11 protein-coding genes are annotated in these 14,546 nt (G+C 50.9%); 9 read left to right on the top strand and 2 right to left on the bottom strand.

Annotated elements, in window-relative coordinates:
* The first annotated feature begins 71 nt into the window (after window positions 1-71).
* The 6 genes from btuC to DES37_RS18575 all read left to right on the top strand — a co-directional run bounded on the left by btuC (window position 72) and on the right by DES37_RS18575 (window position 5,439).
* Window positions 72-1,055, top strand: a complete 984-nt coding sequence (btuC, locus tag DES37_RS18605; protein ID WP_036108559.1) for a vitamin B12 ABC transporter permease BtuC — start codon at window positions 72-74, stop codon at window positions 1,053-1,055.
* 11 nt (window positions 1,056-1,066) lie between these two features.
* Complete coding sequence (locus tag DES37_RS18600) at window positions 1,067-1,618, top strand: glutathione peroxidase (protein ID WP_110027244.1); 552 nt, start codon at window positions 1,067-1,069, stop codon at window positions 1,616-1,618.
* Window positions 1,619-2,359, top strand: a complete 741-nt coding sequence (gene btuD / locus DES37_RS18595; protein ID WP_110027242.1) for a vitamin B12 ABC transporter ATP-binding protein BtuD — start codon at window positions 1,619-1,621, stop codon at window positions 2,357-2,359.
* A gap of 81 nt (window positions 2,360-2,440) precedes the next feature.
* Window positions 2,441-2,905, top strand: a complete 465-nt coding sequence (locus DES37_RS18590) for an NlpC/P60 family protein (protein WP_036108567.1) — start codon at window positions 2,441-2,443, stop codon at window positions 2,903-2,905.
* Between the two features lie 295 nt (window positions 2,906-3,200).
* Entirely contained in the window at window positions 3,201-3,929 is a 729-nt protein-coding gene (locus DES37_RS18580; RefSeq protein ID WP_110027238.1) for an EAL domain-containing protein, read from the top strand.
* A 55-nt stretch (window positions 3,930-3,984) separates the two neighbouring features.
* Window positions 3,985-5,439: a protein adenylyltransferase SelO gene (locus DES37_RS18575; RefSeq protein ID WP_110027237.1), complete on the top strand. Its 1,455-nt coding sequence runs from the start codon at window positions 3,985-3,987 to the stop codon at window positions 5,437-5,439.
* Between the two features lie 10 nt (window positions 5,440-5,449).
* Here DES37_RS18575 and DES37_RS18570 read toward each other — a convergent pair whose 3' ends face one another.
* Together DES37_RS18570 and ppsR are read right to left on the bottom strand one after the other, a co-directional pair.
* A complete protein-coding gene (locus tag DES37_RS18570; RefSeq protein WP_110027235.1) occupies window positions 5,450-6,505 on the bottom strand; it encodes a 3-deoxy-7-phosphoheptulonate synthase in 1,056 nt (351 codons plus the stop codon).
* A gap of 114 nt (window positions 6,506-6,619) precedes the next feature.
* Entirely contained in the window at window positions 6,620-7,450 is an 831-nt protein-coding gene (ppsR, locus tag DES37_RS18565; protein ID WP_036108572.1) for a posphoenolpyruvate synthetase regulatory kinase/phosphorylase PpsR, read from the bottom strand.
* 653 nt (window positions 7,451-8,103) lie between these two features.
* Here ppsR and ppsA point away from each other — a divergent pair.
* From ppsA to DES37_RS18550, 3 genes are all read left to right on the top strand, one after another.
* A complete protein-coding gene (gene ppsA, locus DES37_RS18560) occupies window positions 8,104-10,482 on the top strand; it encodes a phosphoenolpyruvate synthase (protein ID WP_110027233.1) in 2,379 nt (792 codons plus the stop codon).
* A 258-nt stretch (window positions 10,483-10,740) separates the two neighbouring features.
* Window positions 10,741-12,132 carry an MFS transporter gene (locus tag DES37_RS18555; RefSeq protein WP_110027231.1) on the top strand — a complete coding sequence of 464 codons (1,392 nt, stop codon included), beginning with the start codon at window positions 10,741-10,743 and terminating at the stop codon, window positions 12,130-12,132.
* A 3-nt stretch (window positions 12,133-12,135) separates the two neighbouring features.
* Window positions 12,136-14,514 carry a glycoside hydrolase family 3 N-terminal domain-containing protein gene (locus DES37_RS18550; RefSeq protein WP_110027230.1) on the top strand — a complete coding sequence of 793 codons (2,379 nt, stop codon included), beginning with the start codon at window positions 12,136-12,138 and terminating at the stop codon, window positions 14,512-14,514.
* Window positions 14,515-14,546: the final 32 nt, after the last annotated feature.

Here is a 14,546-nt window from a genome sequence, read left to right as displayed (position 1 = left end):
GCAGGCTTCACCTGTATTCTGTGAACACGTAGAATCATGGCAGGTTATTCACTGGGAACGTTTTTTTGCACATGCACTCATTAGTTGAGCAGCAACAGCGGCGGGCGCGTTACGTACTGGCCGGTTTGCTAAGTGTCCTGTTGGTTGTGGCTGTTATCAGTTTGTCCAGCGGTGAGCGCTGGATATCGCCATGGCACTGGTTATCTGCAGATAACACGCTGTTTGTCTGGCAAATTCGCTTACCACGCATGGTTGCTGTTGTACTTACTGGGGCTGCACTGGCCGTTTCCGGCACAATGATGCAGGCATTATTTGATAACCCACTTGCCGAGCCCGGTTTACTGGGGGTTTCAAATGGAGCAGGCCTGGGGTTAGTGTCTGCAATGCTGTTAGGTCAGGGGCATATGCCTGACTGGGTTCTGGGAATCAGTTCCATGGTGGGGGCTCTGCTCATCACATTATTGTTGTTGCGGTTTGCCCGGCGGCGGCTCACTACCAGCCGTTTATTACTGGCGGGTGTTGCCCTGAGCATCATTTGCAGTGCACTAATGACCTGGGCTGTTTATTTCACAACCAGTGCTGACCTGCGTCAGTTAATGTACTGGATGATGGGCGGATTTGGTGGTGTTGACTGGCGGGCAAAAGGCTTCATGCTGGCGATAGTACCCGTGTTGTGGTGGGTAATACGCCAGTGGCGGCCTTTGAATATGCTGGCGCTGGGCGAAACTCCGGCCAGGCAACTGGGGCTGGCTTTGCATCGCTGGCGCTGGGTATTAGTGGTCGCGACTGGCTGGCTGGTAGGAGCCAGCGTGGCTTTGGCCGGGTCTATTGGGTTTATTGGTCTGGTTATCCCTCACTTGTTACGCCTTTGCGGCATAACGGACCATAAAACCTTGCTTCCCGCCAGCGCACTTGCGGGAGGCGTGTTATTGTTAATTGCAGATATGGTGGCCCGCCTGGTACTGGCTTCAGCCGAATTACCTGTTGGTGTTGTCACTGCGTCACTCGGCGCGCCTCTGTTTATCTGGCTACTTTTAAAAGTCAGGCATGAATAAAGGAGAAAACGATGCAGGCTGATGTTCTTACTACTGATGTCGTAACTATAGATGGGCAGCCCGGCACGCTAACTGCCTGGCAAGGGAAAGTCTTGCTGATTGTGAATGTCGCATCAAAATGTGGTTTAACACCGCAATATGAGCAGTTGGAAGCCTTACAAAAACGGTATGCAGACCAGGGGTTTGCTGTACTGGGGTTCCCGTGTAACCAGTTTCTGGAACAGGAACCTGGCAGTGAACAAGAGATTCAGGCCTTCTGCAGCACCACATATGGTGTCACCTTTCCCATGTTCAGCAAAATTGAAGTTAACGGTGAGCGTCGCCATCCGTTGTACCAAAAGCTGATTGCTCTGGCTCCTGTGGCTCAGGCACCACAAGGCAGCGGTTTTTATGATCGAATGGCCAGTAAAGGGCGGGCACCAAAACAGCCCGGTGATATTTTGTGGAACTTTGAAAAATTCCTGGTTGACCGGCAAGGTAAAGTGGCCGGGCGCTTCTCTCCCGATATGCTGCCCGATGCGCCAGAACTGGTAGCTGCAATTGAACGTGCTCTGGAACAATAGATGTCACTGCTGTCGTTAAACCATGTAGCGGAAAAAGGCCGGCTGTCACCAATATCGGCCGGGGTTGCACCGGGATGTTGGTTGCATCTGGTGGGGCCAAATGGCGCAGGGAAAAGCACTCTCCTGGCTCGTCTTTCTGGTATGAGCGAAGGGCCGGGTGATGTAAAACTGGCCGGGCAGTCTGTGTCTGCCTGGTCCGGCCCTGAACTTGGAATGCTGCGCTCATGGTTGCCGCAACAGCAAGTTCCCCCGTTTGCGATGCCAGTCTGGCACTACCTGTTACTGCATGCTCATGGTGCCCCTTTGGAAAAACTGGCTCCGGTTATTGATGCATTGTGGCTGGCAGACAAATTGCCGCGGCAAGTTGCTAATCTATCGGGCGGTGAATGGCAGCGGGTGCGTCTGGCTGCCGTTATCGCTCAGATCCACCCGGATATTAATCCGGCTGGCAGGCTGTTATTACTCGATGAACCAATGAACAGCCTTGATGTTACCCAGCAATCGGCTCTCACGCATTTACTTAATGAGCTCACCCAAAAAGGGGTGGCGATTATTATGAGCAGCCATGATCTTAATTACTCACTGGCACATGCTCACCAGGTTTGGTTAATGCTGAAAGGCGACGTTGTAGCCAGGGGAAAGGCCAGTGAAGTGTTAACGCCCGAACATTTGCATACTGTTTATGCTTTGCCATTTCGACGGCTTGATGTGGATAACCATAAAGTTCTTATTTGTTCCTGAACGAGTTGAAATGCTTGCCAAATTAAATACTGAAGAGCTACATTACACTGGTAGAAAATAGCCTGGAGGCAACAGCCGGTCATGAAATTATGGGGGCTTGTCCTGTTATCTTTATTATTAGTTGGGTGCAGTCACCACCGTGCGCCTGCACCTGCGGGCCAGTTATCTGACCCTATTATGGTTATTGCCAGGCTTGATTCACAATTAAGTGAATGGCGGGGAACACCTTATCGTTATGGCGGAATATCCAGGCAAGGTATTGATTGCTCAGCATTCGTGCAATTAACTTTTCGTGACCAGTTTGCACTTCAACTACCGCGTAGTACCAGGGCTCAGGCACAAATTGGCACCCGTATTGATAAAGACGAATTATTACCGGGTGATCTGATTTTCTTTAAAACCGGCTCTGGTGAAGAAGGTTTACATGTTGGTATCTATGATACCGATAATCAGTTCATTCATGCCTCCAGTAGCCATGGTGTTATGCGCTCATCTCTGAATAATGTTTATTGGCGAGAGAAATACTGGCAAGCCAGGCGCATTTAACTCATTCGTGGCAATACAAACACTTTTAATTCAGGTTACAAATCCTAATACTGTGTGTCCTTCATTTGCCCTTATGCGGGGTTATTGGTTGCGGTTCTCAGTGGCTGTTTTTTGTTATTTACCTGCCAGCCACTCTTCAATTTAATGCCTGCTTCTTCTGTTAGCTGCAAATTGCGGCAAAAAACCGAATGCCTGCAGGGGAGAATGCGGGTGGCGAGAAAACCGGTTACACGATTGAATTCTGTCCCTGTTTCAGTCAGGATGAAGCAAACCACCGGGTAGTGGAACTGTTGCCATGGTCGTGACTCTGGAGTGCGCATACTATTCTCAGTGCTTGTTCCAGCCACTCAGGCGGAGCGATGGGTCTCTGTATGGCGTTGAACTGGTCACCCGCTTTGTAACTGAAGATGGCGTCGTACAGATGCCTGAGGCTCTGGTCAGTACCAGGTTATCTCCCTTCCAGCACAGCCAGCTTCTGGATGAAAAAGTATCATTATTACGCAGTTGCCAGTCTGTGTTTTTAAAGCATCGTCTGGTGATATGGATGCCGGTTGAGCAGAATAGTGCTCGTTGTATTTTATCGGATGAAAGTCTTGTCGGTTATTTAACCAGTATTCCAGGGCTGCATTTGGGAATAACAGAGCAATTTATTGCATCTGGCGACCATTATTTAGCGAATCTTTTTTCCTCACTTGAGCGTCACTTTTTACTGGCATTGCTAAATTATGGTGCTGGTCATACTTCAGGACAGCTGATTTTTCAGCGGCAATTTAATGCCATTATGCTGGATAAGCAGTTCATTCAGTCTTGCCTTAAAAAGGCTTCTTTCCTTCCAGTGATGTACGCCATCCTTAACCAGGTGGGTTCTGCCTGCCATGGGTTAGTCATCAATGGCATTGATGACGAAAAAAGTTTTACCCGTACTCGCCCTTTACCGTTTACAGCCATGCAGGGTGCGCTCTGGCCCCCGGTAATACCAGAGAACCTGATGTTGTTGCTGTATGGTAATCCCTTATACCCCTGATAATTGCCCGTATTTAGCCGGCGCAACTGCCACTACACTATAGGCAGGAGGGCCTATGGCTGAACAACCTGTATTTACCCATGCCTGGCATGATTTATTGCCAGGCTTTTCGCAGCAAGTCACCCCACAACCTTTGTTGTCTGCACGTTTGTTATGGCATAACAGCGAACTGGCAGCAGAACTGGGGCTGGCAGATGATTTATTCAACTATAGCGGGCCTGCCGGAGTGTGGGGCGGAGAAGCATTGCTGCCTGGCATGCTGCCGGTTGCTCAGGTATACAGCGGTCACCAGTTTGGTGTTTGGGCCGGGCAACTGGGCGACGGGCGCGGGCTGTTGTTGGGCGAACAGCAACTGGATGACGGGCGGCAACTTGAGTGGCACCTGAAAGGCGCCGGGTTAACGCCATTCTCACGCATGGGTGATGGCCGGGCGGTTATTCGTTCAACCGTGCGTGAATGCCTGGCTTCAGAGGCGATGCACTATCTCGGGATCCCCTCCACACGCGCACTGAGCATGGTTATCAGCGAAACCCCGGTATACCGGGAGCGGCCTGAAAAAGGTGCTATGATGATGCGCCTTGCCGAAAGCCATGTGCGCTTTGGTCACTTTGAGCATTTTTATTACCGGCGTGAACCAGAGAATGTCCGGCGGCTTGCTGAGCACGTGGTTGCGCGGCACTGGCCCCATTTGCAGGATGAACCGGAGCAAGATAAATGGCGGTTATGGTTTGAGGACGTGGTTGCCCGCACAGCCAGGCTAATTGCGCAATGGCAATGCTGCGGTTTTTCTCATGGTGTGATGAATACAGATAATATGTCGATTCTGGGGCTGACTATTGATTATGGCCCCTGGGGTTTTATGGATGATTACCAGCCGGGTTTTATTTGTAACCATTCTGATTATCAGGGCCGCTATTCGTTTGAAAACCAACCCGGAGTTGGCCTGTGGAACCTGCAACGCCTGGCGCAGACGCTGTCACCCTTTATTAGCGCCGATACACTGAATACGGTACTGGACACATATGGGCAGCACTTGCAACAGGCCTGGGCAAGCCAGATGCGCGCCAAACTGGGGTTCACTCATGTCCAGGCCGAAGATAACCCTCTTCTGGCGGAGTTATTTAGCTTAATGACCCGGGAAGGGAGTGACTATACAAGAACTTTTCGGTTACTCAGCCATACAGAGAAAGGATCGGCTCTGTCACCACTGCGTGATGAATTTATTGACCGTGCTGCCTTTGATTCGTGGTTTGCCCGTTACCGGCAGCGCTTACAGATGGAGCCACTGGATGATGCTGAACGCCAGAACAGGATGCAGGCTGTCAATCCGGCCGTGGTGCTGCGTAACTGGCTGGCACAACGTGCTATTGAAGCAGCAGAACAAGGTGATGCAGGCGAAATGAATCGCCTGCTTGCGGTGTTGCGCAACCCGTTCACTGACCGGGGGGATGATTATGTAAAACGCCCACCCGACTGGGGAAGGCGGCTTGAAGTCAGCTGTTCAAGCTGACAGCATGGCTTCAGGGTTTGTTTAACCGGTGCTTCACCGCATCGGACAACATGGCCAGTAGTGTTTCGGTATCTTCCCAGCCCAGGCACGGGTCAGTGATGGACTGGCCATAAACTAACGGTTTACCAGGCTCAATCGCCTGGTTGCCGGGTTCAATAAAGCTCTCAGCCATGACACCTGCAATTGCCGTTGAACCGTCGCGAATTTGCTGGCAAATATTCTGAGCAACATCCAACTGGCGGCGGTGTTGTTTCTGGCAATTTCCATGGCTGAAATCAACCACTAACCGCTGCGGCAATTCGAAATTTCCCAGTGCACTGCTGGCCGCGTCGATATCCTCAGGGTAAAAGTTGGGTTGTTTACCACCACGTAAAATTATGTGCCCGTAAGGATTACCACTGGTTTGGTAGACTACCATCTTGCCGTGTTTGTCAGGGGACAAAAACATATGGCTGGCACGTGCGGCACGAATGGCATCAATAGCAATTTGTGTATTACCGTCTGTCCCATTTTTAAAACCAACCGGGCAGGACAGCGCTGAAGCCATTTCACGGTGTACCTGGCTTTCTGTCGTGCGGGCACCAATGGCTCCCCAACTGATCAAATCGGCAATATATTGCCCAACCACCATATCAAGGAATTCCGTTGCTGCAGGTAACCCAAGAAGATTGACCTCATGCAAGAACTTGCGTGCCAGTTCAAGGCCTTTATTTACGCGGCAGCTACCATTGAGGTCCGGGTCTGAAATCAGCCCTTTCCAGCCAATGACAGTTCGCGGTTTCTCGAAGTAGGTGCGCATCACTACTTCCAGGGTATCCTGGTACTGATCACGCAAAATTTTTAGCCTGCGAGCGTAGTCCAGTGCGGCGTCAGGGGAATGTACTGAGCAGGGGCCGACAATCACCAGCAACCGGGAGTCCTTACCAGAGAGGATACGCTCAATACGTTGGCGGGAATGTGTAATATGGTGTGCGAGGGGCTCTGTTACCGGGTAACGCTGGCTAAGTTCATCCGGTGTGACCAGAAAGCCAATTTGCGCTATGCGCAATTCATCTGTTTTATTCATTTACAATCTCAATACTGGGCTGGTTGGCGATACCGCCTTCAGCAAAATCGATAAACTGGCTGTGCAGTTAAACCCACAGTATGTCACAATAATAGGTACCAGTGAACTAGTTTGTTAGTACATACGCCTGTTCAGTCCCATTAAATCAAGGATCTTGGTTGCGATTTCTTCCACGGAATAGTTGGTACTGTTGATGTACCTGATTTGATGCTTACGATAAAGCGCTTCGACCTCCGCGACTTCCATACGGCACTGGCGCAACGATGCATAGCGGCTGTTTTCACGGCGTTCCTCTCGGATAGCGGCCAGCCGCTCGGGGTTGATGGTAAGGCCAAACAGGCGCGAGCGTAGAGGCTGTAATTCTGCTGGCAGGCGCAGGTTATCCATATCATCGGCAATAAAAGGGTAGTTGGCGGCACGAATCCCAAACTGCATTGCCAGATAAAGACTGGTGGGGGTTTTCCCACAACGCGACACGCCCAGCAAAATAACCTGTGCCTGGTCGAGGTTGCGCATCGAGATACCGTCATCATGAGCCAGCGTGTAATCAATTGCGGCAATACGGGCATCGTATTTACCAAGATTAGCCGGGTTCAGCCCGTGTGTACGGTGAGCGATTGGCACCGGGTCAACTTCAAGTTCTTGCTGAAGCGGTGCGACGAGTGCCTGGACAATGTCCTGGCAGAAGCCTGCACTTTGCAAAATAATGGTGCGTATCTCTGGCAAAACAATGGAATAGAACACTAACGGCCTGCAACCTGTTTGCTGGTAAATAGCATCAATTTGTTCCTTCACCGCGCGGGCCCGTAGTTCTGTTTCAACAAATGGCAGGGTTACACTGTGTACGCTTACCGGGAACTGCGACATTACCGCATGACCAAGCACTTCCGCTGTAATTGCAGTACCATCTGAAATATAAAAAACATGTCGGTTTGGTATATTCACTCTTTGCGTATCCTGGTAGTTTTTACAGGATAAAGCATAAAGGAAAACCTCTCAGGGTGTGAGTTTTTCCCGTGAAATTCCTCGTACTCCTCACGGAGCTGCGTGGTGAGTGCATTACCATAGTCCTGCCAACGTTTTCATAGCGGTTACCCTATAATCGGGATGTGAAAAATTGTCATGGGCAAATGAGAATAGCCACGGGTGCTATAGTTGGTGCTTAGGGTAACTAATAAATAGATCGTTGTTTATTCTGGTTTTTTGAGAATTTAATTATAGCTTTAATAAAAGAGAAACAGTATTTTTAATAAAAATGAATGATGCGTTTCATTTTTTATCCTGTTGATTTGCGTGCAAATAATACCGGCTGTTTATTTTCCTGGTCTGGGGCATTTCATCTATTTAAGGTTGTTCTGAAATGATTGTTTTTTATTTGCTTGAACGATTCACTGTTTTTAACTCTCCAATAATTGTGCCAGACTAAATTTGTGGCCCATTCAAAATAAGCAGCGTCCGGCTGGTGATTTCTGGAAAGATGTTTTTGTTTGTGTTGTCACTAACTCAATAGAAACATCTGATTGATTAGAGATCAGTGAATGAGCCTGAACATTTCCATTATTTCTGTACCTGTTCATAATCAAAAAAGGATTGTTTCGATGTCCAATCATGGTGTGTCACCGCTCGTTCTTTGGTATAACCAGCTTGGCATGAACGACGTAGAAAAGGTTGGGGGGAAAAACGCCTCCCTGGGTGAGATGATTACCAACCTTTCCGGTTCGGGGGTTTGCGTTCCTAACGGGTTCGCGACAACGGCCGATGCTTTTAACCAGTTTTTGGATCAAAGTGGTGTCAACCAGCGCATCTATGCTCTGCTGGATGAAACCGATATAGATGATGTGCAGGCACTTGCAAAAGCAGGCTCTGCAATTCGGCAGTGGATTGTCGAAACACCCTTCCCACCCGCACTGGAAGAGGCGATTCGCGGCGCTTATACCCAGCTTGCGGCTGATAACGATAAAGCGTCTTTTGCTGTTCGTTCATCGGCAACGGCAGAAGATATGCCTGATGCTTCGTTTGCCGGGCAACAAGAAACTTTCCTGAATGTGCAGGGCATTGATGCCGTAATGGTTGCGGTAAAACATGTGTTTGCATCGTTGTTCAACGACCGCGCCATTTCCTACCGGGTACATCAGGGGTATGACCACCGTGGTGTTGCTTTGTCTGCCGGGGTGCAACGCATGGTGCGCTCAGACCTTGCGGCCTCCGGGGTGATGTTCTCTATTGATACGGAATCCGGTTTCGACCAGGTGGTATTTATTACTGCCGCCTGGGGGTTGGGGGAAATGGTGGTGCAGGGCGCGGTCAACCCTGATGAATTCTATGTGCATAAACCTACTCTGAATGCAGGGCGTCCGGCTATTGTGCGCCGCACCCTGGGGTCGAAAAAAGTGCGCATGGTCTATGGCGAAACGCAGGAACATGGTAAGCAGGTGCGCATTGAAGATGTGGCACCAGAGCAGCAGTCGGTTTATTGCCTGAGCCGTGAAGAAGTTGAAGCGCTGGCGCATCAGGCGCTGCTGATTGAGCAGCACTATGGCCGCCCAATGGACATTGAATGGGCGAAAGATGGCCACACCGGTGAATTGTTTATTGTCCAGGCCCGCCCTGAAACGGTTCGCTCGCGTAACAAAGTGATGGAGCGTTATACGCTGCATTCCCAGGGCAATGTTCTGGTGGAAGGGCGTGCAATTGGCCAGCGTATTGGTGCGGGAAGTGTCAAGGTTATCCACGACATCAGTGAAATGAACCGGGTTGAAGCTGGTGATGTGCTGGTAACGGATATGACCGACCCGGACTGGGAACCCATTATGAAGAAGGCCGCCGCGATTGTGACAAACCGTGGCGGGCGGACCTGCCACGCAGCAATTATTGCGCGTGAACTGGGGATCCCGGCGGTAGTGGGTTGTGGCGACGCAACGGAGCGGCTGAAGAATGGTCAGCGGGTTACGGTATCCTGTGCTGAAGGTGACACCGGTTACGTGTATTCGGATCTGCTGGATTTCTCCGTGAACAGTTCCAGTGTAGATACCATGCCTGATTTACCTTTGAAAATCATGATGAACGTTGGTAACCCGGACCGGGCGTTTGACTTTGCCTGCCTGCCTAATGAAGGTGTAGGTCTGGCTCGCCTGGAATTTATCATCAACCGTATGATTGGCGTGCACCCGCGGGCATTGCTTGAGTTCGATCAGCAAGAACCTGCATTGCAGGCAGAAATCCGTGAGCTTATGAAAGGGTATGATTCCCCGGTTGAGTTTTATGTTGGCCGGCTAACGGAAGGCATTGCCACGCTTGCCGCTGCGTTTTGGCCGAAACGCGTGATTGTGCGTTTGTCAGATTTTAAATCCAATGAGTATGCCAACCTGGTGGGGGGAGAACGTTATGAACCCCATGAAGAAAACCCGATGCTGGGTTTCCGTGGCGCCGGGCGCTATGTTTCGCCGAATTTCAAAGCATGCTTTGCTCTTGAATGCGAGGCCGTCAAGCGTGTACGCAATACGATGGGGCTGACCAACGTTGAAGTGATGATCCCCTTTGTTCGCACCGTTGACCAGGCGAAAGCTGTGGTTGATGAACTGGCAAGTCAGGGGCTCAAACGGGGTGATAATGGCCTGAAAGTGATAATGATGTGTGAAATTCCGTCAAATGCACTGCTGGCAGAGGCGTTCCTTGAGCACTTTGATGGTTTCTCCATCGGTTCAAATGATATGACTCAGTTGGCTCTTGGCCTGGACAGGGATTCCGGGGTAGTTTCTGAGTTGTTTGATGAGCGTAATGATGCAGTGAAAGCGCTGCTCGCTATGGCGATTAAAGCTGCGAAGAAACAGGGTAAATATGTCGGTATTTGTGGGCAGGGGCCTTCTGACCACGAGGATTTTGCCGCCTGGTTGATGGAACAGGGCATAGACAGCCTGTCACTTAACCCGGATACAGTGGTGCAAACCTGGCTTAATCTGGCTGAACTTGCCAAGTAACCGCCACGTTGTCTTGTTATGTAAAACGCCATGCATTTGCATGGCGTTTTTCTTTTCCACACCTCGCGCCACTTCACACTTATACCTTTTAAGCAAAAAAACATAATAGCCGGATAAATTTCGGCAATTGTTGTTTCTTGCCTGCTGCGAAATAGTTACCGCGTACCTGAGTGTTACCCACAAACAACAAAAACAACAGGCTCCCAGGTCCTGCAACATGAAGGCTTAAGGAGCCCCGCTGACGAAAGGTGGAGCATCATGAATACTGTGCCGGTTCTTACATTGAAAGATAAAATTGGCTATGGGTTCGGTGATATGGCCAGCGCGCTGGTCTGGCAAACAGCAACGCTGTTTCTGGCCTGGTTCTATACCGATGTGTTTGGGTTACCTGCCGCGATTATGGGCACGATGTTTCTGGTGGTGCGGGCCATTGATGCAATTACTGACCCTTGTATTGGCGCCATTGTTGACCGAACACGTACCCGACATGGGCGTTTTCGCCCGTGGTTACTGTGGTTTGCCATTCCTTTTGGTGTGAGTTGCCTGATAACGTTTTATGTCCCGGATGTGGGGCCGACGGGCAAGATTATCTATGCCTGTGTGACCTATACACTTTTGAGCCTGGTGTACTCCGCTATTAATGTGCCTTACTGCGCTATGCCCGGTGCCTTAACACTGGATCCTGGCGAACGGCATTCCTTGCAGTCCTGGCGTTTCGGCCTGTCATTCACCGGCGGCTTAATTGTCACTGTACTGGCTTTGCCCTTGATGGAGTGGTTGGGCCAGGGTAATCAACAGAAAGGTTTCTTTCTGGCAATGAGCCTGATGGGTTTACTGGGGATTGGTTTGTTTTTCTGCTGTTTTGCCATGACGCGTGAACGCTATATACCTGAAAGCAGTACGCCAGGCAGTATGCTGGCTGACCTGAAATCGCTGGCGAAAAACAGCCAGTGGCGTTTGGTATTTGTGCTGAATATTCTGTTGTTGACGGCGGTTGTGGTGCGCGGGTCTACCACGATGTATTACGTCAAATATCTGTTGATGCGCCCGGACATGACGTTTGCCTTTATTGTCAGTGGGATGGTAGCTGCGTTGGCGGGGGCATTACTGTCTGGCTGGGTACTCGGCCGGGTGGACCGGGTAAGAGCATATCAGTGCACTACCCTGGCCTTTATGGTGCCGTGTATCGCTATCTTTTTTATCCCTGCGGCGTATATCGGCTGGATACTGGCCCTGAATATTGTTTTCAGCTTTGTTCAGAACCTTACCACCCCTCTGCAGTGGGCTATGTTGTCAGATGTCGTAGATTATGAAGAACACCGCACGGGCCGCAGGCTGGATGGTCTGGTCTTCTCCACGGCGCTGTTCGCCATCAAAATGGGGCTGGCACTGGGAGGCGCGGTCGTTGGTTGGATCCTTGGGATGGTAAGTTACCAGGCTAATGTCACCGTACAGGCTCCGGCTGTTCTGCATACTATCAACGCACTATTTACTTTCATTCCTGCCGCGCTGTTTTTCTCCATCGTCGTACTGTTGTGCTTTTACCAACTGAATAACCGCAAAGTTGCTGCCATCGCTAATGAACTGGCCGCCAAACGCCAGCATATTTCTAACCCGGAACCCGGTTTAAACCCGGCAATACAGGAGTAACCCATGACGATTTATACTGATCCCCGCCAGTCTGTTGAGGCTCGGGTGGCTGACTTACTGGCCCGGATGACACCCGAAGAAAAGTTTGCCCAAATGGGGGCAATGTGGCTGGTGTTATCGCCAGAAGGTTTTCATAAAGAACGTCTGGATATGAGCGACACGTTTTCAGGTGCTACGCAACATATGGCTCTGGCAGAGCAGTTGAAAAAAGGAATTGGTCAAATAACCCGCCCACTTGGCACCCACAGTATCTCACCGAGAGAAGGTGTGATGGCGGCGAATCGTCTGCAAAAAACGCTGGTGGAAGAGAGCCGGTTAGGGATACCGGCGTTGTTCCATGAAGAGTGCCTGGTGGGGGTATTGTGCAAAGATGCCACGTTATTTCCGTCACCGCTCAATTACGCATCCACCTGGGACCCGCAACTGATTAATGCGGTTGCCAGTGCTATTGGCCGCGAGGCAAGGGCTATTGGCTGCCACCAGGGGCTTGCTCCAGTTCTGGATGTTTCCCGGGATGTTCGCTGGGGAAGAACAGAAGAAACCTTTGGTGAAGATCCTTACTTAGTTGGGGTTATGGCGACACAATATGTGAAGGGGTTACAGGGGCCAAACCGTGATTTGCTCGCAACCCTGAAGCATTATGCCGGCCACTCGTTCAGCGAAGGCGCCCGTAACCACGCGCCGGTACATCTCGGTTTTTGCGAATTAAATGACACTTTCCTGCTGCCTTTCGAAATGGCGGTACGCCTTGCCAATGCCGGTTCAGTGATGCCCGCCTACCACGATATCGATAACCAGCCCACTCACAGTGATACTTTCCTGCTTACCAGAGTGTTACGTGAGCAGTGGGGCTTTGACGGGCTGATTGTGGCTGACTACGGTGGTGTGAGCCTGCTGCATCAGCACCATGGTGTCAGCCACAATCCCATGGAATCTGCTGCACTGGCATTCAATGCCGGGCTGGATATTGAACTCCCTAAAGCGGATTGTGCCAGCCATCTTGCCGAAGCGGTGGCTGAAGGCCTGATTACCATGGGCAAGATTGATGAGATAGTCACTCGTGTGTTGACCGAAAAATTCCGGCTTGGTCTGTTTGAACACCCTTATGCAGATCTGGATAAGCTGGCTTTACAGGAGCCGGAAACACGCCACCTTGCCAGAGAATGTGCGGCACGCTCAGTCACTCTGCTTGAGAACAAGGGCATTTTACCACTCACAGATACCCCTTCACTGGCGGTAATTGGCCCGGTTGCAAACGATCCTTTGGCTCTGCTGAGTGGCTACAGTTTCCCGGTACATCTGATAATCAGTGACGCACAGGAACAGGCAGAACAGGTTGTGACATTACTTGCCGGAATTCGCCAGCAGTTTGGTGAAAACCGGGTAAGTTACGCCAAAGGGTGCCACATTATTGAGCACCGCCAGGCGGGTGCTCCGGTCTTTCCCGGCGAAAGTGATGGGAAACCCCGCCAGTCGTCCCCGGTTTCGCAGGATACCCGCTTAATTCCTGAAGCTGTATCTGTGGCTCAGCAGGCAGATGTGGTGATTGCCTGTGTGGGTGACCTGGCTGGTTTGTTTCAAAGCGGCACCTGCGGCGAGGGTTCGGATACCGATACCCTGGCATTGCCCGGCGTGCAACAGGCATTGCTTGAAGCGCTGGTCAGCACCGGGAAACCGGTTATTGTTGTGATGACTGGTGGGCGTCCGTACCATCTGGGCGGGCTGGAACACCGGGTAGCGGCTTTGTTAATGGCGTGGGCACCGGGCCAGGAAGGCGGGCATGCTGTTGCAGACATTCTGGCAGGAAGCCGGGAGCCTGAAGGGCGCCTGGTACTATCTGCTCCCAAAAGTGCCGGAGCGATGCCGTACTACTATAACCACAAGCTGAAAAGTGGTGGCACACCCCTGGCATTTCATTTTGGCGCCCGTTATCCATTTGGTTACGGCCTGGGCTGGGGGGATTTTGTTATGGGCCCGGCTGAGTTACGAGAGGAAACGCTGCCAGCACAAGGAGGAACTATTAACATCACTGTACCGGTTACCAACCGCGGTGTGCACACTGGTAGTGAAGTTATCCAACTTTATGTTCATGACAAAGTTGCCTCGCTGGTGCGCCCGGTGAAGGAATTAAAAGCATTCCACCGTGTCAGGCTGGCTGCCGGGGCGGCTACCCGGTTAACGATTTCACTACCAACCGATATGCTGAATTTCACCAATAAAATGGGCCAGAGGGTGGTTGAACCCGGTGAGTTTGAACTGATGTTAGGTACCAGCAGTGAAGCTATTCATCAGTGTGTTACGGTTCGCCTTACGGGAGATAAACCGGTTGTCCTGACGCGTGACTGGCGTATGTTAAGCCATACAGAGGAAATCGCAGGGTAAAACGAACAGCAACATGCCTGTCGACCAGACTG

It is taken from the genome of Mangrovibacter plantisponsor, assembly GCF_003182475.1.
In the GTDB taxonomy this organism is placed as follows: Bacteria; Pseudomonadota; Gammaproteobacteria; order Enterobacterales; family Enterobacteriaceae; genus Mangrovibacter; species Mangrovibacter plantisponsor.
Note: the sequence above shows the minus strand (reverse complement) of the source record. Positions and strands in the feature narration are given on the sequence as shown.